This window comes from Nocardiopsis changdeensis (assembly GCF_018316655.1).
GTDB lineage: Bacteria > Actinomycetota > Actinomycetes > Streptosporangiales > Streptosporangiaceae > Nocardiopsis > Nocardiopsis changdeensis.
In genome coordinates this window covers 6,447,688-6,473,372 of record NZ_CP074133.1, presented here as the reverse complement: position 1 = coordinate 6,473,372, position 25,685 = coordinate 6,447,688, and the positions used below count along the sequence as shown (strand labels likewise).

Here is a 25,685-nt window from a genome sequence, read left to right as displayed (position 1 = left end):
GCTCGGGGCATGCCCGATCAGTCGCTGAGTCCGGACTGGCCCGCGAGTGTGCACCCACCCGGGTCGGACTCCTTCGAGCGGACGGCCGCGGTGTGGCTGTTCGACCTCCTGCCCGCCGACTACCGGACGCACGGGGTCCTGCGGCGGTACCCGGTCGCGCTCTCGCGGTTGGCGCGCCAGCACCTCTCCGCGGTCCTGGCCGCCGGCCGCGAGGGCTACCGCACCGCCCGGGTCGACCTGCGCGGCCACCTGCCGCCGCACGCGCTCGAACAGGTGATGCGCGCCTACCAGGCGGAGGGGCGGCGCACGGCCGCCGTCCTGCGCTCCGTCGAGGCCGTCGAGGCGGCCCTGCGCGCCCGGGACGACGGCGAGGCGTTCGAGGAGGGGGCGTGAGCCCTCCCTCAGGCGGTCACCCGGACCACCACGGCGACCTCCTCGCCGGTGTTGACCAGGTGCTGGTGCCCACCCAGGGAGCCGCCGACGACCCGGGCCCGGCCGGGGGCCAGCTCGGCCGCCGAGCGCATGCGCCCGTCGGAGCCGGAGGAGATCAGGTGGGCCCGACCGCTCACCAGGAACAGCACCTCCATGTCGGCGGCCCGCGGGGACACCGGGCCGGACACGAAGCTGTTGGGATCCAGGGACACGGTGCTCACCCGCAGCCGTCCGCCAGCCCCGCGGCGGGCGGCGCGCGGGGCGGGCTGCCAGCGGCCCCGCCGGGCGGGCCACAGGGTGGGCCGGGCCAGCACCGCGGCGGCGCCGCGGGCGGCGGCGACCAGGCGTCCGACGGTGGGGAGCCGGCGTTCGGCCAGGTGGGCGTAGCCGGATTTGCGGCCGGCGTCCGCTACGTCACCGATGCCCTCCACGGACACGCGGCGCGGTGCGGTGCCGCGGGGCGCGGCGTCGTCCCCGGAGGTGCGGGCGGGCGGGGCGGTGCGTACGGAGAGAGCCTGCTGGGCCATCGTGGGAAGATCCTTCGCGTGCGCGCCGTCGAGGGCGCGGATGTCGTCAGGGGGCCCCGTCACACGGAGGAAGGGGCCGTCGGTGCCGCTCAGGGCACGGGTCACCGCGGTGGATACGCGGAGAGGAGCCGCCGGGAACGGTCGCGCGAAAGCGCGCGCGGACGGGCGGGCCTGGAGCCTAGGGGGCCGATGGGCCCCGGAGAAGAAGACTCAGCGACGACAACACGGACACGCCGCACAGGACGGGTGGCAGGGGGCCGGGAGGGCCCTGCGAGCCATGGCGTCGGTGCGGGTGCGCGGATACATGGTTGTAAGGAGACCAGCAAAGGGCGCGGGGAGTCAAGCGATCGTGGAGAATCGCGTGTGTCACACCTCTTCTCATCCGGCGGTGTTGCGGGAGGCGTCGCGTGGTGGTGACATGTGGAGCCCGAGTACGGCGTGAGAGCACCGCCGGAAAGGCACCGTCCCCCGAACGCACTGACAGGAGTGGCCGTGTCGGCTCGCACGCCCGGAGGTGCCGGTTGAACCCCGACCCGGCCGGGCTGTGGGTGCGCCTGCTGGTCCGGGCGCTCGTGGTGGCGGCGGCGGGGGTGATGGCGCTGGGCTTCCTCGGCCCCGGCGCGGCGCTGCTGGTCTGCGCCCTGACCGCGCTGACGTTCGTCCTGCTCTGGCTGCGCGGCCGCCCGCGGCGCCGCCCGCCTTCGGATCGCTGACGGAGAGGACTCTCACACGCGTCTTTCGGCGAAGCGCCGGGGTGTACGCGGTCGGCAGCGTAGATTCTCGTCCATGACGGACCGGGATCTCATCCACGCTCTGCGTGCCGACGGCGCGCCGTCGGCCGAGGCCTACCGAAGGCTGCTCGACGCGTACGGCGAGGAGTTGTTCCGGCGCTGCATCCTGGCCCTGGGCGACCGCGACGCGGCGCACGTGGTGCTGCGCGACACGCTGATCGTCGCCTGCGCGCACATCGGGCGGCTGACCGAGCCCGACCGTCTGGGGGAGTGGCTGCACGCCCTGGCGGAGGTCGAGTGCGTCCGCCGCCGTTCGTACGACCTCCGGCTCCCGGGGGAGCGGAGCATGCCGGAGAACACCGGTCTGGTGCCGGTCCGCATCCTCAAGGGGATGGCCGCTCCGGAGCTGGACGGCTACCGGGCCCACGTGGCCGCCCGCGCCGACCGCTTCGGCCACGACGGCTTCCCCCTCGGCCCGGGGGACTCACCGACCCCGCACGGCCCGTCCCTGGCCGGCTCGATCGGACTGGTGATGCTGATGGCGCTGGTGGCCGCCGTCTGCGCGGGCTACCTGCTGACCCGGACCTCGGAGGCCGAGGGGCCCTGGACCGGTCCGGCCGGCCTCGTCGGCCGCTGACCCGCGAGAACGGCCCGCGGCCTCCAGGGCGGCGGTGTGGGGGAGCCGTGCCGGAGGACGCGGGCCGAGGGCGGCGGGGCGGGCGGGTCCGGCGGAGTCCGCCGGACCGTCGCCCCGGAGGTCGAACGGGAGCCCCGCCCTACTTCTCCTTGTCGCCGGAGATGTGGGAGGAGTCGCCGTGGACGCCCGCCTCCTCGGCGCGCTTGACCGAGGCGATGATCTCCTGCTCGGCCTCGTGGCGGCCGACCCAGCTGGCGCCCTCGACGGACTTGCCGGGCTCCAGGTCCTTGTAGACCGTGAAGAAGTGCTCGATCTCCAGGCGCTCGAACTCGTTCACGTGGTGAATGTCACGCAGGTGCTCCATGCGCGGGTCCGTGGCCGGAACGCACAGCAGCTTGTCGTCGCCGCCGGCCTCGTCGCGCATCCGGAACATGCCGATGGCCCGGGCGCGGATCAGGCAGCCCGGAAAGGTCGGGGCCTTGAGCAGGACGAGGGCGTCCAGCGGGTCGCCGTCCTCACCGAGCGTCCCGTCGACGAAACCGTAGTCGGCGGGGTAGGTGGTGGAGGTGAACAGCATGCGGTCGAGACGGATGCGACCGGTCTCGTGGTCCACCTCGTACTTGTTGCGCTCCCCCTTGGGGATCTCGATCGTAACGTCGAATTCCATGCTGATCTCGGCTCCCATTGCGACTAATGTCGCCGTATAACAACAACGTCAGGCCGCGACACCTAAGGAAGGGCGGGTGCCCCGGGTGCGACGGGTACGAAGTGAGGTCTTCCTCACGCTGGCCCTGCTCAACATATTCGTGCTGATCGCCGGGTTCGCAGCCCTCGATGTGATCGAGGCCCGACCACTCCCCGCGGTGCCCCACCCGGTCGTGAACGCCGAAGGTGCGGCCGCGGCGGAACCCGCGCCCTCGTCCCCGGCGGACCCGGAACGGATCGCGGACGTGATCGATGATCCCATGGCGCAGTCCGGGCTCGCGGAGGGCCTCTCCGCTTTCGTCGTCGACGGGGCCACCGGCCAGGCGCTCTACGAGCGCAGCCCGGACACCCCCGCGGTCCCGGCGTCGACCACCAAGATCGCCACGGCCATCACGGTCCTGGACGCGGTGGGACCCGACCACGTGCTGACCACCACGGCCCACTTCGACCCGGCGCAGGGGATGGTGGTGCTGCGCGGCGCGGGCGACTCCACCCTGACCACGACCGCCGACTCCGCAGCTTACCCGCAGGTGGCCACGCTGGAGGAGCTCGCCGAGCGCACCGCGGCGGCCCTGGCCGAGCAGGGGGTGGACACGGTCTCGGTCGGCTACGACGACTCGCTGTTCACCGGGCCGGACACCGGGCCCTCCTGGAAACCCGGCTACATCACGGAGGGCAGCACCGCCTCCGTCCACGCGCTGATGCACGACAGCGGGCGCGTCTCCCCGGACACGCACTCGCGGGTCCCGGACCCGCCCCGGGCCACCGCCGACGCCTTCGTCAAGCAGCTGAAGGAGGCCGGGCTCACCGTGGAGGGGGGCGAGCCGAGCGAGGTCCTGGCACAGGGAGACCCGATCGCCTCGGTCGACTCCGCGCCGATGACGGCCCTGGTCGAGCACATGATGCTGGCCAGCGACAACAACATGGCCGAGGCGCTGGCCCGGATCGCCGCCCTGGAGACCGGCGGCGAGGCCTCGTTCGAGGGCGGGGCCGCGGCCACCCACCGGGTCATGGACTCCTACGGGATCACGGGGGTCGACCTGGCCGACAACAGCGGGCTGAGCCCGGAGAACCGCATCACCCCGCGCGCCCTGGTGGAGATGCTCCGGGTGGCGGCCGACGACCCCGAGCTCAACGCGGCGATCACCGGCCTGCCCACGTCCAACTCCACCGGGACCCTGGGCAACCGCTACACGGAGGGCACCCCGGTCCACGACGTGGCCGGGCTGATCCGCGGCAAGACCGGAACCCTGAACGACGTGAGCGCGCTCGCCGGGACCGTGCACGACCAGGAGGGCAACATGTTCCTGTTCGCCTTCGTGGCCAACAGCCCGGGCGTCCAGGGCTACCAGCTCGATCCCCTGGCGGCGGCCCTGGCGCGCTGCGGCTGCTCCTGAGCCCGGCCCCCGCCCCCGGCCGCCCCGCGGCGCCGGGGGCGCCGCTTTTCGGCCCGGCTCGGGGTGAACCCGGGGCTTACCCCGAATTGGAACCCCGATCCCCGTGCCGGAAGGCTCTGCGTGGGTAGGCTGCGAATGTGACTGTGATCGACTGGGACGTAGCCGTCAACACCGGTGTCCGCCTCGTCCGACCGGGCCCGCAGGTGGATCTCGCCGACGCGCGACAGGCCGTCGCGCAGTTGCGCGAGCTCTCCACCGTGGCCGCCGGGCACGTGCGCGACTTCACCGGCATGAACCCCTTGGAGCCCACCGGGCCGGCGGTGATCGTCGACCGGCCGGGCTGGATCCGCGCCAACGTCGACGGTTTCCGCACCGTCATCGAACCCGTACTCGAACAGATGGGCGCCGAGCGCCTCAACAGCGGCGGCGCGGCCGCCGCCCTCACCTCCGCCGTGGGCTCCCGGATCACCGGGGTGCAGCTCGGCGCGGTGCTCGCCTACCTGGCCGGGAAGGTCCTGGGCCAGTACGAGCTCTTCCTGCCGCCGGACCCCGACGGCACCCTGCCCACCGGGCGGCTGACCCTGGTCGCCCCCAACATCGTCAACACCGAGCGCGAGCTCGACGTCGACCCGCACGACTTCCGGCTGTGGGTGTGCCTGCACGAGGAGACCCACCGCATGCAGTTCACGGCCACGCCGTGGCTGCGGGGGTACGTCCAGGAGCTGATGCGCGAGCTGCTGCTGTCCACGGAGATGGACGCGGGCGACCTCATCACCCGGCTGCGCGCCGCGGGCGAGGCCGTGGCGGACGCGGTGCGCGGCGGGGAGGGCAACCTCCTCACCGCCATCCAGACGCCGGAGCAGATCGAGATCATGGACCGGGTCACCGCCGTGATGAGCCTGGCCGAGGGCCACGGCGACTACGTCATGGACGCGGTCGGGCCGGGCGTCGTGCCGTCGGTGGAGCGGATCCGCGCCCGCTTCCAGAAGCGGCGGGAGGCGGTCAACCCCCTGGACCGGCTGCTGCGCCAGCTGCTCGGCATGGACATGAAGATGCGCCAGTACGAGGAGGGCGCCGCGTTCGTCCGCGAGGCGGTGGCCCAGGTCGGCATGGCCGAGTTCAACAAGGTGTGGACCTCGCGCGAGACCCTGCCCACCATCGCGGAGATCCGCGACCCCTCCGCCTGGGTGAACCGGGTGGTGCGCCCGGCGGCCATCACCGAATGAGCGGTCCGCCCCCCGCCGTGGCCGCCGTCCGGTCGGCGGTCCGGCGGGCCCTGGCGCCGCTGCCCGCGGGCACCGCGGCGCTGGTGGCGTGCAGCGGCGGGGCCGACTCGCTGGCGCTGGCCGGGGCGGCCGCCTTCGAGGCGCCCCGGCTGGGACTGCGGGCCGGGGCGGTCACCGTCGACCACGGGCTCCAGGAGGGTTCGGCCGAGCGCGCGGAGAAGGTCGCCGCGGTCCTGTCCGGACTGGGCCTGGACCCGGTGTCGGTCCGCGCGGTCGAGGTGACCGGGCCGGGCGGGCCCGAGGGCGCCGCCCGGACGGCCCGGCACGCGGCGCTCGCCGAGGCCGCCGCCGAACACGGGCCCGCGGTGGTGCTGCTCGGCCACACCCTCGACGACCAGGCCGAGACGGTCCTGCTGGGCCTGGCCCGCGGCTCGGGCGCCCGTTCCCTGGCCGGGATGGCCCCGCGCAACGGCCACCTCCTGCGCCCCCTGCTCGACCTGGACCGCGCCACGGTGCGCGCCGCCTGCGCCGCCATGGGGCTGGCCCCGTGGGAGGACCCCCACAACGCCGACGCCCGGTTCGCCCGCTCCCGGGTGCGCCACGAGACCCTGCCCGTCCTGGAGCGGACCCTGGGCCCGGGCGTCGCCGCGGCGCTGGCCCGCACCGCCTCCCTGCTGCGCGCCGACGCCGACGCCCTGGACTCCCTGGCCGACGGGCTGCGCTCCCGGGCGCGGACGGGGGAGGGCCTGTCCGCGGCCGTCCTGGCCGACGCCCCCGAGGCGCTGCGGACCCGCGTCCTGCGCGGGGCCGCGATCGACGCGGGCTGCCCGGCGGGCGCCCTCACCGCCCGGCACGTGCGGGAGGTCGACCGGCTGGTCACCGCCTGGCGCGGCCAGGCGCACCTCGACCTGCCCGGCGGGGTGCGGGCCCGGCGTGTCGCCGGTCACGTCCGCTTCGAGCGCTGACGGGCGGAACCCGTCGGCGGCCCGGTGTGTCACCCGGTGCCGGGCTCCGGCCCGGCCGGGGCCGGCCCCGGGGCAGCCCGTCGGCGCCCCCGGGACGTTCGGCACGTTTATCCTGGTTGCCGCAAACGGGGAACCCAGCAGCGAGGACAGTGAGCGTGGACGCTAAGGACATGGGCCGGGACCTGGAGAAGGTCCTGGTCACCGAGGAAGAGATCAAGGCGCGCCTGGTCGAGCTCGGAGAACGCATCGACGCCGACTACGCGGGCAGGGACCTCCTGATCGTCGGGGTCCTCAAGGGCGCCGTCATGGTGATGGCCGACCTGGCCCGGGTGCTGCACACGCCCGTCTCCATGGACTGGATGGCGGTGTCCTCCTACGGGGCCGGGACGACCTCCTCCGGCGTGGTCCGCATCCTCAAGGACCTGGAGACCGACATCAAGGACCGCGACGTCCTCATCGTCGAGGACGTCATCGACTCCGGCCTGACCCTGTCCTGGCTGGTGGGCAACCTCCGGTCGCGCGGGCCCCGCTCGGTCGAGGTCTGCACCATGGTCCGCAAGCCGCTGGCCTTCGAGGTGGACCTCGACGTCAAGTACATCGGCTTCGACCTGCCCAACGAGTTCATCATCGGCTACGGGCTCGACTACGCCGAGAAGTACCGCAACCTGCCGTTCATCGGCACTCTCGCCCCGCACGTCTACGAGCAGTAGCGGGGAACAAGCGGCGGGGGCGCGATCGTTGCTCTCATGACGGGCCCCCGCCCCGGCGCATCCGGAAGGGGTGCGCCCGTCCGACGGGTGTACCGTCGATTTCGATCCCGGCGTACTCGCGGGGAACGCACGTGTCCGATAAGAGGTCCTGCCTCGGAAAGTCCTCCGGTGCGGGCGGCCTGGTCAGGAGGGACGGACCCGACGGGGTTCCGCTCACATGAATCTGAAGCGCTTTTTCCGCGGCCCGTGGATATGGATACTGGCCGTTCTCGCCATGCTCCTCCTCGTCTTCAACGTCTTCGACCTGGGCGGGGAACCGCAGCCCGAAGAGACCGACATCTCGACCGTCCACCAGCTCATCGAGCGCAACGAGGTGGACAACGCCGAGATCATCGACCGTGACCAGCGCATCGTGCTGACCACGACCGACGACGAGATCCTCGAGGCCTACTGGGTGGCCGGCCAGGGCCTGCAGCTCGCCGACATGCTCCAGGCCTCGCTGGACGAGGAGGGCACCGAGCTCCAGGGCTACGAGGTCTCGGTCGCCACGACCCCGCTGTGGACCACGGCGCTCTTCAGCTTCCTGCCGATCCTGCTCATCGTCGCCATCTTCTGGTTCGTCTTCAGCCAGATGCAGGGCGGCGGCTCCCGCGTGATGAACTTCGGCAAGTCCAAGGCCAAGCTCATCACCAAGGACACGCCCAAGAACACCTTCTCCGACGTCGCCGGGGCGGACGAGGCCATCGAGGAGCTCCAGGAGATCAAGGAGTTCCTCCAGAACCCGGCCAAGTTCCAGGCGATGGGCGCCAAGATCCCCAAGGGCGTGCTGCTGTTCGGCCCGCCCGGCACCGGCAAGACCCTGCTGGCCCGCGCCGTCGCGGGCGAGGCCGGGGTGCCGTTCTACTCCATCTCCGGCTCGGACTTCGTCGAGATGTTCGTCGGTGTGGGCGCCTCGCGCGTGCGCGACCTGTTCGAGCAGGCCAAGGCCAACGCCCCCGCGATCATCTTCATCGACGAGATCGACGCCGTCGGCCGCCACCGCGGCGCCGGCATGGGCGGCGGCCACGACGAGCGCGAGCAGACCCTCAACCAGATGCTGGTCGAGATGGACGGCTTCGACGTCAAGGGCGGGGTCATCCTCATCGCGGCCACCAACCGGCCCGACATCCTGGACCCGGCGCTGCTGCGCCCGGGCCGCTTCGACCGGCAGATCGTCGTGGACCGCCCCGACATGGACGGCCGCCGCGACATCCTCAAGGTCCACTCCAAGGGCAAGCCGATGGCCGAGGACGTCGACTTCGACACCATCGCCCGGCAGACCGCCGGGATGACCGGCGCCGACCTGGCCAACGTCATCAACGAGGGCGCCCTGCTGTCGGCACGCGCGGGCCGGGAGACCATCACCCACGCGGTGCTGGAGGAGGCCATCGAGCGCGTCATGGCCGGACCCGAGCGCAAGAGCCGGGTCATGTCCGAGCGCGAGAAGAAGATCATCGCCTACCACGAGGGCGGCCACGCCCTGGTGGGCCACGCGCAGGCCAACGCCGACCCGGTGCACAAGATCACGATCCTGCCCCGCGGCCGCGCCCTGGGCTACACCATGTCGGTGCCGACCGAGGACAAGTTCCTCACCTCGCGCTCGCAGATGATGGACCGGCTCGCCATGATGCTGGGCGGCCGCGCCGCCGAGGAGCTGGTCTTCCACGAGCCCACCACGGGCGCGAGCGACGACATCGACAAGGCCACCAGCCTGGCCCGCAACATGGTCACCGAGTACGGCATGAGCGAGCGCCTGGGCGCCCGCAAGTTCGGGTCGTCGAGCAACGAGCCGTTCCTGGGCCGGGAGATGGCGCACTCGCGCGAGTACTCCGAGGAGATCGCCTCCATCATCGACGAGGAGGTGCGCCGCCTCATCGAGTCCGCGCACGACGAGGCCTACGAGGTCCTGGTCGAGTACCGGGACGTCCTCGACGACCTGGTCGTGGCCCTGCTGGAGAAGGAGACGCTCTCCCGCGAGCAGGTGCTGGAGATCTTCGCGCCGGTGAACAAGCGCCCGGCCCGCGGCTCCTACACCGGCTACGGCAAGCGCCAGCCCTCCGACCGGCCCCCGGTGCACTCCAAGAAGGAGCTGGCCATGCTCAACGGTGCCGAGGCCAACGGCTCCGAACCGGGCACCGCACTGCACGAGGTCACCGGCCACGGTGTCGGGAACGGGGCGTCCGCCCCCGGAGAAGGGGACGAGGCGTGATCGAGCCGGACCAGCCCAGACCCGTGGACCGCGAGCGCATCGAGCGCGCCGTCCGCGAGATCCTCATCGCCATCGGCGAGGACCCCGACCGCGACGGCCTGCTCAAGACGCCGGAGCGGGTCGCCCGCGCCTACGAGGAGCAGTTCGCCGGACTCGGGCAGAAGCCCGACGAGGTGCTCACCACCGTGTTCGAGGCCGGGCACGAGGAGATGGTCCTGGTCAAGGACATCGAGCTGTACTCCACCTGCGAGCACCACCTGGTGCCGTTCTACGGGGTGGCGCACGTCGGGTACATCCCCGGCTCCGACGGCCGCATCACCGGCCTGAGCAAGCTCGCCCGCCTGGTCGACGTCTTCGCGCGCCGCCCCCAGGTGCAGGAGCGGCTCACCGGCCAGGTGGCCGACGCCATCATGGAGCACCTCAACCCGCGGGGCGTGATCGTGGTCGTGGAGGCCGAGCACCTGTGCATGACGATGCGCGGGGTGCGCAAGCCCGGGGCCCAGACCGTCACCTCGGCGGTGCGCGGGATCTTCCGCAGCAGCGACCGCACCCGCTCGGAGGCGATGAGCCTCATCCTGGACCGCCGCTGACCGCCGGCGGGTGACGTGGAGAACATCCGGACAGGGGCCGGGGGCGTGCGCCCCCGGCCCCTGTGGTTACGCGTAAGGTGACCCCCATGGGGCCGAAATACACACTTCCGGGCCTGCCCGATCGCGGGCGGTGCCTGGTCATGGGGGTAGTGAACGTCACCCCCGATTCCTTCTCCGACGGCGGAGCCTGGTTCGACCCCGAGCGGGCGGTCGAGCACGGCCTGCGGCTGGTGGACGAGGGCGCCGACATCATCGACGTCGGCGGCGAGTCGACCCGCCCGGGCGCCCAGCGCGTTCCGGCCGAGGAGGAGCTGCGCCGGGTCGAACCGGTGGTCAGGGCCCTCGCCGCGCGCGGAGTGGCCGTCAGCGTGGACACCATGCGGGCCGAGGTCGCCGAGCGGGCCGTGGAGGCCGGCGCCGTCCTGGTCAACGACGTCAGCGGCGGGCTGGCCGACCCGGCCATGGCGCGGCTCGTGGCCGCTTCCGGTGTCTCCTACGTGTTGATGCACTGGCGCGGGCATAGTCATGACATGCAGAGCCGTGCCGTGTACACGGATGTCGTCCAGGAGGTCATCGATGAGCTCCGCGACCGTATGGAGGCCATGATCAGTGCAGGCGTCGACCCGGGGCAGATCGTCCTCGACCCGGGACTCGGATTCTCCAAACGACCCGAGCAGGCCCACAACTGGGCGCTCCTGAGGCATCTCGACCGGTTCCACGAGCTGGGCCGCCCCGTCCTGGTGGCGGGGTCGCGCAAGCGCTTCCTGAGCCGGCTGCTGAGCGAGCCCAAGGGGGAGGAGCGGCCCTTCCTCGAATGCGACGCCGCCACCGCCGCCCTGACCACCCTGTCGGCCGACCGGGGCGCCTGGGCGGTGCGGGTGCACGACGTGCGCGCCAGCGCCGACGCGGTCCGGGTGGCCGCCGCCTGGTCCGACGGCGGGAAGGCCCTCGTCGAGGGGCGCTTCGAGGACGCCGACGGCACGGGTCGGGGCCGCCGGTGAGGTCCCGCCAGGAGGTCATGGAGCGCGTGGCCGAGGCCAACGCGCAGTTCTACAGCGCCATCGAGAACGGCGACATCGACCTGATGCGCAGTGTGTGGGCCGAGGAGCACGAGGCCCCCGACCTGGTGTGCGTCAACCCCGGGTGGCCGCTGCTGCGCGGCCGCACCGAGATCATGCGGGCCTGGTCCCTGATCATGGCCAACGTCACCTACATCCAGTACGTCCTCACCGAGACCCACATCGGGGTGGGCGGCGACATCGCGATGGTGACGTGCGAGGAGAACGTGCTCACCGCCGAGGACGGCAACCCCGGGTTCATCGCCGGGGGCCAGGTCGTCACGACCAACCTGTTCGTCGACACCGCGCAGGGGTGGCGGCTGTGGTCCCACCACGCCTCGCCGGTGCTCATGGGCGACGACGAGGACGAGGGCGGGGAGGAATGACCGACCGCATCGCCCTGCGGGGCCTGCGGGCCCGCGGCCACCACGGCGTGTTCGACTTCGAGCGCCGCGAGGGCCAGGACTTCGTGGTGGACGCCGTCCTGTACCTGGACCTGGCGCCCGCCGCCGCCTCCGACGACGTGGCCGACACCGTCCACTACGGACTGCTCGCCGACCGGCTGGTCGCGATCGTCACGGGGGAGCCGGTGGACCTGATCGAGACCCTCGCCGAGCGGCTGGCCGCCGAGTGCACGGCCGACCCGCGGGTGCGCGGGGTCGAACTGACCGTGCACAAGCCGTCGGCGCCGATCGAGCACGAGTTCGCGGACGTGTCCGTGACCGTGGTGCGCGGCGCCGTGCCCGGGGCGGGGGGTGCCGCGCGGTGACACGTGCCGTCCTGGCCCTGGGGTCCAACCTCGGCGACCGGTGGGCGACCCTGCGCGGCGGGGTGGAGCACCTGCTGACCGGGGCGGGCGCGCCCGCCCCGGTCGCGCTGTCCCCGGTGTACGAGACCGCCCCGGTGGGCGGCCCCGAACAGGGCGCCTACCTCAACGCCGTGGTGGTCGTCGAGACCGACGGCACGCCCGGGGAGCTGCTGGAGCGCGCGCAGGCCGCCGAGCGCGCCTTCGACCGGGTGCGCGAGGTCCGCTGGGGCCCGCGCACCCTGGACGTGGACGTCATCGCCTTCGGCGACGTGCGCTCCGACGACCCCGTCCTGACGCTGCCGCACCCGCGCGCCCACCTGCGGGCGTTCGTGCTGCGCCCGTGGCTGGACGCCGACCCCGGCGCGGAGCTGCCCGGGCGCGGACCGCTCGCCGACCTGCTGGCCGCGGTGGAGGCCGCGGACACCGGGGGCGAGCAGAAGCTCCGCCGACGCGACGACCTGCGGCTGTTCCCGCCCGGGGGGACCCGATGACCGACGAGGAGGACGACGAGCGGCGCCTGCACCCCACCGGGTGGCGCACGCCGCTGCTGCTCGGGGTCGTCGGCCTGCTGCTGGGGGCGCTGTTCGGGACGGCGCTGCCCGGACTGCCGCCCATGCCGTGGACGGCGATCCCCACGCTGCTGCTGCTCGCCTTCGCCGAGGCGTTCACCGCCGGGCGGACACGGCGCCGGATCCGCCGGGCGCCCGGCACCGAGCCGATCCCGCCGCTCAGCGCCGCCCGCCTGGTCGCCCTGGCCAAGGCGAGCGTGCTGGCCGCCGCGCTGTTCGGCGGCTTCTGCCTCGGGGTGGCGCTGACGGTCGTGGACAACCTGGGGCTGCCGGTGCACCGGGAGGTGTTCCTCACCGCCCTGGGAACGGCGCTGGCCGCGGGCGTGCTGGCGGCCGCCGCCCTGTACCTGGAGTACGCCTGCCGGGTGCCCGGGGACGAGGACCGCGACGACGACCGCCCCGGGACGGCCTGACCGATCCCGGACCGCCTCCGGACGGGGAGCGGCGGCAAATGGTTGACTGGGCCCGTGGACACCAGCGAACCGACACCGACCGACCCGCCGCCCCCCGTGCCGGAGCGCCCGCTCGACGCGGCCTTCGCCGCGCCCGAGGGCACCGAGTGGCTCCGGGTGTCCCCGGCCCTGGCCTGGTACCGCCGTCTGGTGGTGGGCGCCCTGTGCCTGGGGTCCGGGCTGATCGGGGTGCTGCTCCTGTTCCTGTGGGCGGACCGGGTCTGGGCCGCCGTCTGGGCGGTCGCGGCCCTGGCCGTGCTCGGCGCGGGCTGGGTGCTGGCCGGCCGTTTCCAGGGCTCCTGGGGGTACGTCGAGGGGGCGACGGAGCTGTACCTGACGTACGGGGTGTTCGTCCGCCAGCTGGTGGTCGTGCCCTACGGGCGCATGCAGGTGGTGGACACCACCGCCGACCTGCTCGAACAGGCGCTGGGCATCGCCACGGTGCGGGTCCGCACCGCCGCCAGCACCGCCGACACGCGCGTGGTCGGCCTGCCGTTGGCGGAGGCCGTGGGTCTGCGCGACCGGCTGGCGTCCCGCAGCGAGACGTTCTCCACGGGGTTGTAGATGCACGAACCCGACCGTCCCGACTCTCCCCGCCCCCAGGGGCCGCCGCCGGCGCCGCAGGACCCGCCGCGGGCTCCGCAGCCCGTGCCGCAGCGGCCGCCCCAGGCACCGCCGGGGCCGCCGCAGCGGTCGGCGCCCCCGGGGCACCCGCACCCGCCCGGACCGCCCCGTCCCGCGCACCCGCCCGTGCCGCAGGGGCCCGTGTCGCAGTGGCCGGTGCCGCAGGGGCCCGGGCCGGCCGGCTCGGGGCCGCCGGGGTACGGGCCGCCGGTGATGCTGCCGCCCACGGTGTGGCAGCGCCAGCCCCCGGCCCCGCCCCGGCGCCGGGAGGAGGACGTCACCACGGGCGTGTACCGGGCGCACTGGTCGATGGTGCCGATCCGCGTCCTCGCGGTGACCCTGGCCTTCGTGGCGCTGGCCGGCCCCATCCTCACGATCTTCGGGTACGCGTGGGTGGTCATGCTGACCATCGCGGTCCTGTTCGGCGCGCTCGCCTACACGCTGCCCTCCTGGTGGTACGGCAGCTTCGGGCTGCGCGAGGACCACCTGGTGGTGCACAGCGGACTGGTGATGCGCGGCTCCCGGGAGATCCCGCTGAGCAGGCTCCAGGCGGTCGACGTGGTCCGGCCGCTGCTGGGCCAGGTGTTCGGCCTGGCCGAACTGCGCATCGAGCTGGCCGGCGGCGACAACAGCGCGGTCCGCCTGCGCTACCTGCGCCACGGGACCGCCGAGAAGATGCGCGTCGCGGTCCTGGCGCACGCCGCCGGGCTGTCCGGCCGCTCGCCGGAGGCGCCGGAGTGGCCCTTCTACCGGCTGCCGTTCCTGCTCCTGCTGGGCGCGCTCACCTTCCGGGTCCCGGTGCTGCTGGCCTCCCTGGGCCTGGCCGCGACGGTCACCGCCGGAGTGATGTTCCGCGAGCCCGGGGTGCTGGGGGCGCTGGTGCCGCTCACGCTGGGGCTGATCCGGTCGTTCTGGGGACCGCTGGCCCGCTACACCGACTACTACGCCTCGGTCTCCTCCGACGGGCTGCGGCTCCGCTACGGGATGTTCCAGCGGCGCATGCAGACGGTCCCCCCGGGCCGGGTCCAGGCCGTGCGGGTGGTGGAGCCGCTGCTGTGGCGGGCGCTGGGAGTGGCCCGCGTCGAGGCGACGGTGGCCGGGTACGCGGGGGCCCGCCAGGCCGACTCGGCGGCGCTGCTCCCGGTGGCGCCCCGGCGGCGGGCCTACGCGCTGGTCAACGAGCTGTTCCCGGAGAGCGAGGTGGCGTACGTGCCGCTGGTCCCGGGCCGGAAGGGCTCGCGGTCCCTGGTGGGCGTGGACGCGCACCTGTTCGTGACCGTCTCGGGGCTGTTCTGCCGGGTGACGGAGGTCGTGCCGATGGAGCGGGTGCAGTCCCTGCGGCTGACCGCCGGCCCGCTGTCCCGGTTCACCGGCCGGGTGGCGTTCGGCGTGGGCGTCCCGCCGGGACCGGTCCGGGCGCGGGCCCAGAACAGGGAGGCGGCCGAGGCCCGCCGCCTGCTGGACGAGATGGTCGACCTGGGGAGGCGGGCGCGGGTCCCGGCGGCGGGCCCCGAGCGCTGGGCGACGCGGGCGACCATGACACGCGCGGAGGACTCCGGGGGAGAGTGATGTGACGTGCGGCACATCGAAGGCGCAAATTGCTGCCGCTAATGGCTCTCATGTCCGACATGGGTGCTCACGATGGGTGATACCTCCAGGTCAAGGCTGCAAAAAGCTCGCGTGTTCTGGCCTCTGGCGGCCGCCGAGTATGGCTAAATGGTGACCGAACACGTTGAGTGTTCTCGGTTGTACACATGGTCAACGTTATCGACCGATCGGCGCCCCCGCCGTTCGGTCCGAACGGGAGAAACACATGCTGAAGAAGGCTTTCGCCGCCAGTGCCATCGTCGCCGCCGCCGCGGGCGTTCTGTTCACGGGCGCTCCGGCCATGGCCAACAGCAACGTCTTCACCTCCGGCAACGGAAGCATCCTCGGCGGCAACCAGCTGGTGGCCGACCTGGACGTTCCGATCAACGTCTGCGGCAACGCGATCGCCATCCTCGGCGTGGCCGGCGCCAACTGCGTGGACTCCGGCGCCACCGTCAAGAACTAAGGACGACCGCGTTCCGGCCCTGACGGCCGGGAGGGTCCCGGCCGGAGACGTCCCCGTCGGGGGCGTCCCGGCGGATCCGGGGCCGAGTGGACTTCCCGGGCGCCGCTCCGTGACGACGGAGCGGCGCTCCTTTTTCATGTCCGGGGCCGGTCGTGTTCCGCGTCCGGGGCCGACCGTGCCGCGCACGAATCCGTGCTCCGGATAGGCCATCGGCTGTAAAGCGCATTGGCGTCGTGCTGAATCACCGCCGATGGTGACGCTTCGTGCTTCTTCGGGCCGCCGCTTGGCCGCCCTTTGCCCCGAAAAGCCATCACGCAACGTCACTCAAAAGGAATTCTTCGTGATGATCCCAGTTCAGAGGGGTCGAAAACGCGGGGTCCACGGGTAGTTTCAGCACCGGTGCCGACACGGCGCCAGCGACGAGCCCGGGCGGTCCCCCCGACCCGGACACGACAAGGAGAACGCGTAGTGCTGAAGAAGACGCTCGCCACCGGTGCACTGGTCCTGGCCTCCTCCGCCGGGATCCTCCTCTCCGCGGTACCGGCGGCGGCGCAGAGCGGGGCCTGGACCTCCGGCCACGGCTCCAACGTCAGCGGCAACATCGCCTACATCAACGGCATCGAGAACGTGAACCAGGGCTGCGGCAACTCCAACGCCGTCCTCGGCCAGTCCCTGGCCTCCTGCTTCAACTCCGGGGTGATCATCCAGGACTGACCCGGCCGCCCCGAGCGCGGGGCGCCGCGGCGGTGGACCGGGGGGCGGGCCCGACGGGGCCCGCCCCCTCGCGCGTCCTCCGGGAAGCGCCCTCGACCAGGGGCGGCGCGCGGGAGGGGGCGGCGGGGAGGACTATCGTGTGCTCAGGCGTCACGGCCGGGGAGGGCCGGACGCACTCACGACGAGGGGGCACAGGCATGGAGACCACGCAGGGGCGTCCGGCCCGGCTGCGGATCGGCGTCATCGGTCCCGGCCGCGTCGGCTCGGTCCTGGGCCGGGCGCTGGGCCTGGCCGGGCACCGGGTCGTCGCCGCCGCGGCCGTCTCCGAGGCCTCCAAGGCCCGCGCCGCCGAGCGCCTGCCCACCGCGCGGCTGATGGAGCCCGCGCGCGTGGTCGAGGCCGCCGACCTCGTCCTGCTCACGGTCCCCGACGACGCCCTGGCCGAACTCGCCGAGGGGCTGGCCGCCACCGGCGTCGACCTGCGCGGCAAGCTCCTCGCCCACGCCAGCGGGGCCCACGGGTACGGGGTGCTGGCCCCGGCCACCGCCGCCGGCGCCCTGCCGCTGGCCCTGCACCCGGCCATGGCCTTCACCGGCCGCGACGAGGACCTCGAGAGGCTGGCCGACTGCGCGTTCGGGATCACCGCCCCCGACCCGCTGCGGCCCATCGCCGAGGCACTGGTGGTCGAGATGGGCGCCGAACCCGTCTGGATCGCCGAGGACAAGCGCACCCTCTACCACGCGGCCCTGGCCGGGGGCGCTAACCACCTGGTCACCCTCGTCGCCGACAGTGCCTCGCTGCTGTCCGCCGCCGGGGTACCCGACCCCGGCCGGATGATCGCCCCCCTGCTCAGCGCCTCCCTGGACAACGCCCTGAGACTGGGCATCCACGGCCTCAGCGGCCCGGTCCTGCGCGGCGACGCCGGGACCGTCGCCGGACACATCGAGCAGCTGCGCGCCCACGCGCCCGAGAGCGCCGCCGCCTACATCGAGCTGGCCCGGCTCACCGCCGACCTGGCCATCAACGCCGGGATGCTCAAGCCCGAGGCGGCCGAACCGCTCCTCGACGTACTGCGCCGCTGACCGTCCCGCCCGCCGCCGCGGCACCCGGACCACCACCGACACGTCACGGACACCCCAGGGGAACCCGCATGACCTCATCCACCGACCGCTCCGCCCCGCTCGTCGTGCGCACGCCCCACGAGCTGCGCCGCGCCCTGGCCGACGCCGGGCGCACCGCCCTCGTGCCCACCATGGGCGCCCTGCACGGGGGGCACCAGAGCCTCATGCGGATCGCCCGGGAGCGGGCCGACACCGTGGTCGTGAGCATCTTCGTCAACCCCCTCCAGTTCGGCCCGAACGAGGACTTCGACCGCTACCCGCGCGACCTGGAGGGCGACACCGCCCGGTGCGCCCAGGAGGGCGTGGACGTGGTCTTCGCCCCGGAGACCGGGACCATGTACCCGGCCGGCCGGCCCATGGTCACCATCGAGGCGGGGGCGATGGGGGAGCGGCTGGAGGGTGCCTCCCGGCCCGGCCACTTCACCGGCGTCCTCACGGTGGTCGGCAAGCTGTTCCACCTGGTCCGGCCCGACCTGGCGGTCTTCGGGGAGAAGGACGCCCAGCAGATCGCGCTCATCCGCCGCATGGTCGCCGACCTCGACTTCCCGGTGGAGATCGTGGGCGCGCCCATCCTGCGCGACCCCGACGGCCTGGCCTCCTCCAGCCGCAACGTCTACCTCTCCGCCGCCGAGCGCACCGCCGCCCTGGCGCTGTCGCGCTCCCTGGAAGCGGCCCGCGGCGCCGCCGGGCGGGGGCCGCCGCGGCCCGGCCGCGGCGGCCGCGGTGCTGGAGGAGGCGGCCGCGGGCGAGCCGCCGGTCGAACCCGACTACCTGGCCCTCATCGACCCGTCCACCTTCGCCGAGGTCGCCGACGACCACCGCGGTGACGCGGTGCTGGCGCTGGCCGCCCGGGTCGGCACCACCCGCCTGATCGACAACACGTCGATCCGCTTCTAGACCACCGGTCCCGCGTCACCGCGCCCTCCCCGGAAGAAGATCCCATGAGCACAGCCACCCCGACCCGGCTCGACGCACCCGCGCCGGGCTGGACCGTCACCGCCGACGTCGTCATCGTCGGCTCCGGCATCGCGGGCCTGAGCACCGCGCTCGGCTACCTGGGCCGCGCCGGGGCCGGGCGCGTCGTGCTCGTGACCAAGGACCGGATCTCCACCGGCTCCACCGCCTACGCCCAGGGCGGCATCGCCGCGGCCGTGGCCCCCGGGGACGACCCGGTCGCCCACATGGTCGACACCCACCTGGCCGGGGCCGGGCTGTCGGACCCCTACGCCGTCCACGTCCTGGCCGCCGAGGGTCCCGAGGCGCTGCGCCGCCTCATCGCCCTGGGAGCCGAGTTCGACCGCGACGCCGACGGCGGCCTCTCCCTGACCCGGGAGGGCGGCCACCGCGCCGACCGGGTCGCCCACGCCGGGGGCGACGCCACCGGGGCGGAGATCCAGCGCGCCCTGGTCGAGGCCGTGCTGGCCGAGGAGCGCATCGAGATCATCGAGCACGCGGTGGCGCTGGACGCCCTGCGCGATCCCGGCACCGGTGCGGTCTGCGGCGTCTCCCTGCACGTCATGGGGGAGGGCAGCCGCGACGGGGTCGGCGCCGCCCTCGCCCCGGCCGTGGTGCTGGCCACCGGCGGGCTCGGCCAGATCTTCGCCGCCACCACCAACCCGCCGGTCTCCACCGGCGACGGGCTCGCCCTGGCCGCCCGGGCCGGGGCCCGCCTGCGCGACCTGGAGTTCATCCAGTTCCACCCGACGGTGCTCTGGCTCGGCGCCCAGGCCCGCGGCCGCCAGCCCCTGGTCTCGGAGGCGCTGCGCGGTGAGGGCGCCTACCTGGTGGACGCGGAGGGGAACCGGATCATGGAGGGCGTCCACGAGCTCGCCGACCTGGCCCCCCGGGACGTGGTCGCCCGCACCATCGCCAGGACGATGGCGGAGCAGGGCGTCGACCACGTGTACCTGGAGACCCGCCACTTCGGCGCGGCCGTCTGGGAGAGCCGCTTCCCGACCATCCTGGCGTCCTGCCGTGAGAACGGCATCGACCCGCTGGCCGAGCCGATCCCCGTCGCCCCGGCCGCCCACTACGCCTCCGGCGGCGTGGAGGTGGACATCGACGGCCGCACCGGGGTCCCCGGCCTGTGGGCGGTGGGCGAGGTCGCCCGCACCGGCGTCCACGGCGCCAACCGGCTCGCCTCCAACTCGCTGCTGGAGGGCCTGGTGTTCGCCGAGCGCATCGCCGCCCGGCTGGCCGCCGAGCGCGGACCGCTGCCGACCGGGGGCGTTTCCGCCCCGCGGGTGACCGCCCTGCCCGACCCGGCCGTCGTCGCCCGGATCCGCTCCCTGATGTCGCGCCACGCCGGGGTGCTGCGCACCGGCGAGGGCCTGGCGACGCTGGTCGCCGAGCTGGACGCCCTCACGGGCTCCGCCGCCCCGGTCACCCCCGACACGGCCTCCTGGGAGGCCGCCGACCTGCTCACGGTGGCCCGCCTCGTGGCCGCCGCCGCGGCCCACCGCACCGAGAGCCGCGGCTCCCATCAACGCGCCGACCACGCCGGCCCCCGCCCGCAGTGGCGGGTCCGCCCGGTGATCGTCCGACTGGAAGGGGACACACCCGTGGCCACCGACGAACCCTGGACCCCCTCGCTGCCGCCCGGGCTCACCGCCGAGCTCGACGCCATCGCGTTCCCCCTCGCCGGGGACGCCCCCGGGCCGGACGCCCGCGCCGAGTTCACGCTCCCCTGGACCGCGCCCCACCAGGCGCACGTGGACCTGGTCCGCCGGGCCCTGGCCGAGGACCTCACCGGCGGGGCCGGGGTCGACGTCACCTCCGTCGCCACCATCCCCGCCGACCAGGTCCGCACCGCCCACGTGGTGGCCCGCGCCGACGGGACCGTCTGCGGCCTGCCGCTGGCGGAGCTGGTGTTCTGGCTGGTCTCCGACGGCGCCCTGGAGGTCACCCGGCAGGCGTCCGACGGCGACTCCGTCAAGCGGGGCGACATCCTCATGGCCGTCACCGCCCGCACCCGCGACCTGCTCACCGCCGAGCGCACCGCTCTCAACCTGCTCACCCACCTGTCCGGGATCGCCACCGCCACCCGCGCCTGGGTGGACGCCGTCGCCGGGACCGGCGCCCGCGTCCGCGACAGCCGCAAGACCCACGGCGGGCTGCGCGCCCTGGAGAAGTACGCCGTGCGCTGCGGCGGCGGGGTCAACCACCGCTACTGCCTCAGCGACGCCGGGCTCATCAAGGACAACCACGTGGTCGCCGCGGGCGGTGTGGGCGCCGCCGTCCGCGCCGTGCGCGAGCGCTTCCCGGGGATCCCCCTGGAGGTCGAGGTCGACCGGATCGACCAGATCGAGGAGGCCCTGGCGGAGGGCGCCGAGGAGATCCTGCTCGACAACTTCACCGTCCCCGAGCTCGCCGAGGCCGTCGCCCTGGTGGCCGGGCGCGCCCGCCTGGAGTCCTCGGGCGGCCTGACCCTGGACGTCGCCGCCGACGTCGCCGGGACGGGGGTGGACCTCCTCGCCGTCGGCGCCCTCACCCACTCCAGCCCCGCCCTGGACATCGCCCTCGATCTGCTGTGAACGGATCCGCCGTCCGACTTCCCGTGAAGGCCGGGATTGGGAGAGGATTCCCAGAAAAGACACTTCGACCAGGATGAGGGTCCATGCTGCTGGCGATCGACGTCGGTAACTCCGAGACGGTCTTCGGTCTCTTCGAGGGGGAGGACCTGCTCGAACACTGGAGAGTGGGGACCGACACCCGGCGCACCGCCGACGAGTGGTCGGTGGTGCTGCGCGGGCTCCTGGAGGGGAGCGCACACGGCGGGGTGGACGACATCGACGGGCTGGCCCTGTGCTGCTCGGTCCCCTCGGTGCAGCACGAGATGCGCGACATGTTCCGCCGCCACTTCGACGGCGTCGCCGCGGTGATCGTCGAGCCGGGCGTCAAGACGGGCGTGCCGATCCGGATGGACAACCCCAAGGAGGTCGGCAGCGACCGCATCATCAACGCGCTGGCCGCCGACCACCTCTACGGCGGCCCGGCCGTGGTGGTCGACTTCGGCACCGCCACGACGTTCGACGCGGTCAGCACCAAGGGCGAGTACGTGGGCGGCGCCATCGCCCCGGGCATCGACATCTCGGTGGACGCCCTGTCCCGGCGCGGCGCCCAGCTGCACATGGTGGAGATCGTGCGGCCCCGCGCCGCGATCGCCAAGAACACCACGGAGGCGCTGCGCTCGGGCATCGTCTTCGGGTTCGCGGGCCAGGTGGACGGGATCGTCGACCGGATGGTCGCCGAGCTCACCGACAACCCCGACGACGTCACGGTCGTGGCCACCGGGGGCCTGGCCTCGACGGTGGTGGGGGAGTGCGAGACGGTCGACGTCCACGAGCCCTGGCTGACCCTCATCGGCCTGCGCCTGGTGTTCGAGCGCAACACGGGCTGAGGAGCCGGCCGGGCGGTCGGAGCCGCGGGCCCGGAAAAGGCGGGCGGCCGACGGCGGCGCTCTCCGGGCGCCGCCGCCGGCCGCAGGCCGGTGTCACACGCGGTCGGCGTCCTCCGCGGAGGCCCCCGCCGCCGCGGCGCGGTCCAGGTCCGGCTCGATGTAGATCATCCGGGCGATCGGCACGGCCGCGCGGATGCGCGCCTCCGCCTCGTTGATCGCCCGTGCGATCCGCGCGGCGTCGTCCTGGGCGTCCACCGCGACCTTGGCCGCCACCAGCAGCTCCTCCGGGCCGACGTGCTGCGTCTTCATGTGGATGAGGCGGTCGACGTCCTCCACGGAGGTGATCGCCCTCTCGATCTCGCGCACGTGCTCGTCGGTGGCGGACTCGCCGATGAGCAGGCTCTTCATCTCGACGGCCAGCACGATGGCGATCGCCACCAGCAGGATGCCGATGGCCGCGGTGCCCAGGCCGTCCCAGATGCCGTTGCCGGTGACCAGGGTCAGACTCACGCCGATCAGCGCGAACACCAGGCCGAGCAGGGCGCCGGCGTCCTCCAGGAGGATGACCGGCAGCTCCGGCGACTTGGCCCGGCGCACGAACTGCACCCAGGTCGCCTTGCCGCGCACCGCGTTCGACTCCTTGATGGCCGTGCGCATGGCGAAGGACTCCAGGATGAGCGCCACCACCAGCACGACGATCGGCACCCACTGCCACCGGGTGATCGGCTCGGGGTGGGAGATCTTGTGCCAGGCCTCGTAGAGCGCGTACAGGCCGCCCACGCTGAACAGGACGATCGCCACGATGAAGGAGTAGATGTAGCGCTCGCGCCCGTAGCCGAACGGGTGCTCCTTGGTGGCGGCGCGCCGGGCGCGCTTGCCGCCCAGGAGCAGCAGCCCCTGGTTGCTGGAGTCCGCGACCGAGTGGATGGACTCGGCGAGCATCGCCGCCGACCCGGTCAGGAGGTAGGCGCCGAACTTCGTCGCGGCGATCCCCATGTTCGCCACGAGGGCCGTGACGACGGCCTTCGTGCTTCCTTCAACGGCCACGGATATCTTCCATCTCTCGAGAAGTGCCTGCCGGTCGGCTGGTCACGGCAGTGTGATCGTAGTGACCGAAGGGACTGATTTCATCCCTGTGGCCGCTTCCGGCACCCTGCGGGAAGGCCGGTCCAGACCTTCCGCGCCGGTAGGATCGCCTCTGTGAACCACACGCACGACGACACCTACGACGACCTGCCCGAACAGATGAGAGTTCGGCGCCAGAAACTGGACCGCCTGCGCGCGGAGGGGATCGACCCCTTCCCCGTGCTCTTCGAGCGCTCCACGTCGATCGGCGCCGTGCGTGACAAACACGCCGACCTGCCGCCGGACACCCGCACCGGGGTGGACGTCGCCATCGCGGGCCGCGTGATGCTGTACCGCACCGGCGGCAAGCTGTGCTTCGCCACCCTGCGCGACGAGACCGGCGACCTCCAGATCATGCTGTCGCTGGACCAGGTCGGCCAGGAGCGCCTGGACGCCTGGAAGGCCGACGTCGACCTGGGCGACCACGTGGGCGTGGAGGGCGAGGTCATCACCTCCCGCCGCGGCGAGCTGTCGATCATGGTGCGCAGCTGGACGCTCACGGCCAAGTGCCTGCGCCCGCTCCCGGAGAAGCACAAGGGCCTCACCGACCCCGAGGCCCGGGTCCGGCAGCGCTACGTCGACCTCATCGTCAACCCCGAGTCCCGCGAGATGGTGCGCCGCCGCTCGGCCGCCATCCGCGCGATCCGGGACGGGCTCACCGCGCGCGACTACATCGAGGTCGAGACCCCGATGCTGATGCGGGTGCACGGCGGTGCCACGGCGCGGCCCTTCACCACCCACATCAACGCCTACGACCTGGACCTCTACCTGCGGATCGCCCCGGAGCTGTCGCTGAAGCGGCTGGTCGTGGGCGGCCTGGAGAAGGTCTTCGAGATCAACCGGAACTTCCGGAACGAGGGCGCGGACTCCACGCACAACCCCGAGTTCACGATGCTGGAGTTCTACCAGGCGTACGCCGACTACAACGTCATGGCGGACGTCACCCGCTCCCTGATCCAGGACGCGGCCCGCGCCGCGTTCGGCACCACGGTGGTCGAGCGCGACGGGGTGGAGTACGACCTGGGCGGGGAGTGGCCGCAGGTCACCCTGTACGGAGCGGTCTCCGGGGCGCTGGGCGCCGAGGTCGACCCGCGCACCCCGGTCGAGGAGGTCCGCCGCCTGGCCGAGGCCAGGGGCGTGGAGTACGACCCGGCCTGGGGCCAGGGCAAGCTGGTCGAGCACGTCTTCGAGGAGCTGGTGGAGCACACGCTCGTCCAGCCCACGTTCGTGCGAGACTTCCCGCTGGAGACGAGCCCGCTCACCCGCCAGCACCGCGAGGACCCGCTGCTCACCGAGAAGTGGGACCTCATCGGCTTCGGCATGGAGCTGGGCACGGGCTACTCGGAGCTGGTCGACCCGGTCGAGCAGCGCCGCCGCCTCACGGAGCAGTCGCTGATGGCCGCCGACGGCGACCCGGAGGCGATGCAGCTCGACGAGGACTTCCTGCGGGCCCTGGAGTACGGCATGCCGCCGACCGGCGGCGTGGGCGTGGGCATCGACCGGCTCCTGATGGCCTTCACCGGCAAGAACATTCGGGAAACTGTCCTTTTCCCCATCGTGAAGCCCGAGGGGAACGACGCCTGATTTCCTTGGCGTCCCATTTGCCGGGCCCTTATCCCGGTAGGCGGATGTCCGAAAGCGGGGGTGGTGGCGCGGTGCCCGGGCACCGCGCCACCACCCCCGCCGCCGTTCCCGGCGCAGGTGGCGAACCCGGGGGCCGGAGGCGGACGGCGGGGCCCCGGCGGCGGGCCCGCGGAGGGCGTCGGCGCGGCGAAGATTTTCCCCTGTCGGGGGCCGTCGCCCGGGCCTGTACGGACGGTGACCGTTTCCGCAGGTCAGTGCGGAAAAAGAATTTCCCTTTCCGTGACGGTGCGACGTATTGCTCCGGACTTGTCACTCAGGGTGATTTATCTGGCCTTGACGGTATCTGCTCCTCCGCCTAGCGTGCTGAGAGCGGGCCGAGTCCCGCGTGTTCGCCGAAGTGGATCGAGTAACGCGGAGTGTGTCAGGAGCGCCGGGAGCCCCGGTCCCCCCTCGCGCACTCGCAAGCACCCACCGGTGCGGTCTGTCCGTCCCAGGCCGCAACGCTCCAAGGGTCGTGCGACCCGTGCCCGAACGTCTCCCCCGTCCCTGTGCCAGAGGGTCGGCCGTGAGGAGTTCGCACCACGGGGCCGTGCGTCGGAACCCCTCCCGACGCACTCGCATCTCACCAGGTGACGAGTCGATGTTCCGCACTCACATGGATGAGGGAGGACGGAGTGGAACAGGCCACACTCGTACGACGTACCGTTGAGGACCAGGGCGTGCCGCAGGCACGGGAGCACCGTGAGAACGTGGTCCCCCTGCAGAGCCGCCCGCGCGAAGTCGGCGTCGGTCCGTACGCGCCGGTCGAACTGAGTCACGAAGAGATCGAGCTCCTCGCCGAGATCGCGACCGGTGTCACCACCGAGGTCGCCGCCCGGCACCTGGAGCTCAGCGCCCGTACGCTGCGCCGGCGCATTCGCAACATCTGCGACGTGCTCGGGGTCAACACCCCGATCGAGGCGGTCGTCTGGGCCGCCCGGCGCCAGCTGATCTGACGGACGAACGCACCC

Annotated in this window: 26 protein-coding genes and 1 pseudogene; 24 read left to right on the top strand and 3 right to left on the bottom strand. The window is 73.2% G+C overall.

Going from position 1 to position 25,685, the window contains the following annotated elements; genetic code table 11:
* The first annotated feature begins 9 nt into the window (after positions 1-9).
* A complete protein-coding gene (locus KGD84_RS29060) occupies positions 10-393 on the top strand; it encodes a hypothetical protein (protein ID WP_220563513.1) in 384 nt (127 codons plus the stop codon).
* A gap of 8 nt (positions 394-401) precedes the next feature.
* On the opposite strand, the gene KGD84_RS29055 is transcribed toward KGD84_RS29060, so the two are convergent.
* Positions 402-959 carry a hypothetical protein gene (locus tag KGD84_RS29055; RefSeq protein WP_260697167.1) on the bottom strand — a complete coding sequence of 186 codons (558 nt, stop codon included), beginning with the start codon at positions 957-959 and terminating at the stop codon, positions 402-404.
* Positions 960-1,480: 521 nt separating this feature from the next.
* On the opposite strand from KGD84_RS29055, the gene KGD84_RS29050 reads away from it, so the two are divergent.
* On the top strand, positions 1,481-1,672 hold the full coding sequence (locus KGD84_RS29050) for a hypothetical protein (RefSeq protein ID WP_220563512.1): 192 nt from the start codon (positions 1,481-1,483) through the stop codon (positions 1,670-1,672).
* A 73-nt stretch (positions 1,673-1,745) separates the two neighbouring features.
* Complete coding sequence (locus KGD84_RS29045; RefSeq protein ID WP_220563511.1) at positions 1,746-2,327, top strand: RNA polymerase sigma factor; 582 nt, start codon at positions 1,746-1,748, stop codon at positions 2,325-2,327.
* A 139-nt stretch (positions 2,328-2,466) separates the two neighbouring features.
* On the opposite strand, the gene KGD84_RS29040 is transcribed toward KGD84_RS29045, so the two are convergent.
* Complete coding sequence (locus tag KGD84_RS29040; protein WP_220563510.1) at positions 2,467-2,994, bottom strand: inorganic diphosphatase; 528 nt, start codon at positions 2,992-2,994, stop codon at positions 2,467-2,469.
* 76 nt (positions 2,995-3,070) lie between these two features.
* On the opposite strand from KGD84_RS29040, the gene dacB reads away from it, so the two are divergent.
* From dacB to KGD84_RS28945, 19 genes and pseudogenes are all read left to right on the top strand, one after another.
* Positions 3,071-4,429, top strand: coding sequence for a D-alanyl-D-alanine carboxypeptidase/D-alanyl-D-alanine endopeptidase (dacB, locus tag KGD84_RS29035; RefSeq protein WP_220563509.1), 1,359 nt, complete (start codon positions 3,071-3,073; stop codon positions 4,427-4,429).
* A 143-nt stretch (positions 4,430-4,572) separates the two neighbouring features.
* The gene (locus tag KGD84_RS29030) at positions 4,573-5,655 is read left to right on the top strand and encodes a zinc-dependent metalloprotease (RefSeq protein WP_220565365.1); all 1,083 of its coding nucleotides are present in this window, start codon (positions 4,573-4,575) and stop codon (positions 5,653-5,655) included.
* Positions 5,652-6,620 (top strand): tRNA lysidine(34) synthetase TilS, encoded by a 969-nt coding sequence (gene tilS / locus KGD84_RS29025; RefSeq protein ID WP_220563508.1) that lies wholly within the window; start codon positions 5,652-5,654, stop codon positions 6,618-6,620. Before KGD84_RS29030 ends, tilS begins: the two co-directional genes overlap by 4 nt.
* A 155-nt stretch (positions 6,621-6,775) precedes the next feature.
* Positions 6,776-7,330, top strand: coding sequence for a hypoxanthine phosphoribosyltransferase (hpt, locus tag KGD84_RS29020; protein ID WP_220563507.1), 555 nt, complete (start codon positions 6,776-6,778; stop codon positions 7,328-7,330).
* A 217-nt stretch (positions 7,331-7,547) separates the two neighbouring features.
* Positions 7,548-9,578, top strand: coding sequence for an ATP-dependent zinc metalloprotease FtsH (gene ftsH, locus KGD84_RS29015; RefSeq protein ID WP_255646859.1), 2,031 nt, complete (start codon positions 7,548-7,550; stop codon positions 9,576-9,578).
* Complete coding sequence (gene folE / locus KGD84_RS29010) at positions 9,578-10,168, top strand: GTP cyclohydrolase I FolE (RefSeq protein WP_255647126.1); 591 nt, start codon at positions 9,578-9,580, stop codon at positions 10,166-10,168. The genes ftsH and folE overlap by 1 nt, the downstream gene beginning before the upstream one ends.
* An 86-nt stretch (positions 10,169-10,254) precedes the next feature.
* Entirely contained in the window at positions 10,255-11,169 is a 915-nt protein-coding gene (folP, locus tag KGD84_RS29005) for a dihydropteroate synthase (RefSeq protein WP_445034071.1), read from the top strand.
* Positions 11,166-11,612: a nuclear transport factor 2 family protein gene (locus KGD84_RS29000; RefSeq protein WP_220563505.1), complete on the top strand. Its 447-nt coding sequence runs from the start codon at positions 11,166-11,168 to the stop codon at positions 11,610-11,612. Before folP ends, KGD84_RS29000 begins: the two co-directional genes overlap by 4 nt.
* Positions 11,609-11,995, top strand: a complete 387-nt coding sequence (gene folB / locus KGD84_RS28995) for a dihydroneopterin aldolase (protein WP_220563504.1) — start codon at positions 11,609-11,611, stop codon at positions 11,993-11,995. Before KGD84_RS29000 ends, folB begins: the two co-directional genes overlap by 4 nt.
* Positions 11,992-12,525 carry a 2-amino-4-hydroxy-6-hydroxymethyldihydropteridine diphosphokinase gene (folK, locus tag KGD84_RS28990; RefSeq protein WP_220563503.1) on the top strand — a complete coding sequence of 178 codons (534 nt, stop codon included), beginning with the start codon at positions 11,992-11,994 and terminating at the stop codon, positions 12,523-12,525. The genes folB and folK overlap by 4 nt, the downstream gene beginning before the upstream one ends.
* Complete coding sequence (locus KGD84_RS28985; RefSeq protein ID WP_220563502.1) at positions 12,522-13,016, top strand: DUF3180 domain-containing protein; 495 nt, start codon at positions 12,522-12,524, stop codon at positions 13,014-13,016. Before folK ends, KGD84_RS28985 begins: the two co-directional genes overlap by 4 nt.
* Before the next feature lie 156 nt (positions 13,017-13,172).
* Entirely contained in the window at positions 13,173-13,619 is a 447-nt protein-coding gene (locus KGD84_RS28980; RefSeq protein ID WP_220565363.1) for a PH domain-containing protein, read from the top strand.
* Between the two features lie 273 nt (positions 13,620-13,892).
* Positions 13,893-15,248, top strand: a complete 1,356-nt coding sequence (locus KGD84_RS28975; protein ID WP_220565362.1) for a PH domain-containing protein — start codon at positions 13,893-13,895, stop codon at positions 15,246-15,248.
* Positions 15,249-15,492: 244 nt separating this feature from the next.
* Positions 15,493-15,732 (top strand): chaplin family protein, encoded by a 240-nt coding sequence (locus KGD84_RS28970; RefSeq protein WP_073380878.1) that lies wholly within the window; start codon positions 15,493-15,495, stop codon positions 15,730-15,732.
* 468 nt (positions 15,733-16,200) lie between these two features.
* Positions 16,201-16,446, top strand: coding sequence for a hypothetical protein (locus KGD84_RS28965; RefSeq protein WP_220563501.1), 246 nt, complete (start codon positions 16,201-16,203; stop codon positions 16,444-16,446).
* A 197-nt stretch (positions 16,447-16,643) separates the two neighbouring features.
* Entirely contained in the window at positions 16,644-17,528 is an 885-nt protein-coding gene (locus KGD84_RS28960; protein ID WP_220563500.1) for a Rossmann-like and DUF2520 domain-containing protein, read from the top strand.
* 68 nt (positions 17,529-17,596) lie between these two features.
* Positions 17,597-18,464: pseudogene (gene panC / locus KGD84_RS28955) on the top strand (pantoate--beta-alanine ligase).
* A gap of 44 nt (positions 18,465-18,508) precedes the next feature.
* Complete coding sequence (locus tag KGD84_RS28950; RefSeq protein ID WP_220563498.1) at positions 18,509-21,100, top strand: L-aspartate oxidase; 2,592 nt, start codon at positions 18,509-18,511, stop codon at positions 21,098-21,100.
* An 83-nt stretch (positions 21,101-21,183) separates the two neighbouring features.
* Positions 21,184-21,966 carry a type III pantothenate kinase gene (locus tag KGD84_RS28945; RefSeq protein ID WP_220563497.1) on the top strand — a complete coding sequence of 261 codons (783 nt, stop codon included), beginning with the start codon at positions 21,184-21,186 and terminating at the stop codon, positions 21,964-21,966.
* Between the two features lie 93 nt (positions 21,967-22,059).
* Here KGD84_RS28945 and KGD84_RS28940 read toward each other — a convergent pair whose 3' ends face one another.
* Positions 22,060-23,013: a cation diffusion facilitator family transporter gene (locus KGD84_RS28940; RefSeq protein WP_220563496.1), complete on the bottom strand. Its 954-nt coding sequence runs from the start codon at positions 23,011-23,013 to the stop codon at positions 22,060-22,062.
* 153 nt (positions 23,014-23,166) lie between these two features.
* Between KGD84_RS28940 and lysX the strand changes: the two genes are divergently transcribed.
* Positions 23,167-24,675: a bifunctional lysylphosphatidylglycerol synthetase/lysine--tRNA ligase LysX gene (gene lysX / locus KGD84_RS28935; RefSeq protein WP_220563495.1), complete on the top strand. Its 1,509-nt coding sequence runs from the start codon at positions 23,167-23,169 to the stop codon at positions 24,673-24,675.
* A 674-nt stretch (positions 24,676-25,349) separates the two neighbouring features.
* A complete protein-coding gene (locus KGD84_RS28930) occupies positions 25,350-25,670 on the top strand; it encodes a LuxR C-terminal-related transcriptional regulator (RefSeq protein WP_220563494.1) in 321 nt (106 codons plus the stop codon).
* The last annotated feature ends 15 nt before the right edge of the window (positions 25,671-25,685 follow it).

Bases quoted from the DNA above. Each gene is read 5' to 3' on its own strand.
- KGD84_RS29055 (WP_260697167.1), bottom strand. From the start codon at position 959: ATGGCCCAGCAGGCTCTCTCCGTACGCACCGCCCCGCCCGCCCGCACC.
- folP (WP_445034071.1), top strand. From the start codon at position 10,255: ATGGGGCCGAAATACACACTTCCGGGCCTGCCCGATCGCGGGCGGTGC.
- ftsH (WP_255646859.1), top strand. From the start codon at position 7,548: ATGAATCTGAAGCGCTTTTTCCGCGGCCCGTGGATATGGATACTGGCC.
- KGD84_RS28970 (WP_073380878.1), top strand. From the start codon at position 15,493: ATGCTGAAGAAGGCTTTCGCCGCCAGTGCCATCGTCGCCGCCGCCGCG.
- KGD84_RS28950 (WP_220563498.1), top strand. From the start codon at position 18,509: ATGAGCACAGCCACCCCGACCCGGCTCGACGCACCCGCGCCGGGCTGG.
- KGD84_RS29060 (WP_220563513.1), top strand. From the start codon at position 10: ATGCCCGATCAGTCGCTGAGTCCGGACTGGCCCGCGAGTGTGCACCCA.
- KGD84_RS28960 (WP_220563500.1), top strand. From the start codon at position 16,644: ATGGAGACCACGCAGGGGCGTCCGGCCCGGCTGCGGATCGGCGTCATC.
- KGD84_RS29045 (WP_220563511.1), top strand. From the start codon at position 1,746: ATGACGGACCGGGATCTCATCCACGCTCTGCGTGCCGACGGCGCGCCG.
- tilS (WP_220563508.1), top strand. From the start codon at position 5,652: ATGAGCGGTCCGCCCCCCGCCGTGGCCGCCGTCCGGTCGGCGGTCCGG.
- KGD84_RS29040 (WP_220563510.1), bottom strand. From the start codon at position 2,994: ATGGAATTCGACGTTACGATCGAGATCCCCAAGGGGGAGCGCAACAAG.
- KGD84_RS28945 (WP_220563497.1), top strand. From the start codon at position 21,184: ATGCTGCTGGCGATCGACGTCGGTAACTCCGAGACGGTCTTCGGTCTC.
- KGD84_RS28975 (WP_220565362.1), top strand. From the start codon at position 13,893: ATGCTGCCGCCCACGGTGTGGCAGCGCCAGCCCCCGGCCCCGCCCCGG.
- KGD84_RS28985 (WP_220563502.1), top strand. From the start codon at position 12,522: ATGACCGACGAGGAGGACGACGAGCGGCGCCTGCACCCCACCGGGTGG.
- folB (WP_220563504.1), top strand. From the start codon at position 11,609: ATGACCGACCGCATCGCCCTGCGGGGCCTGCGGGCCCGCGGCCACCAC.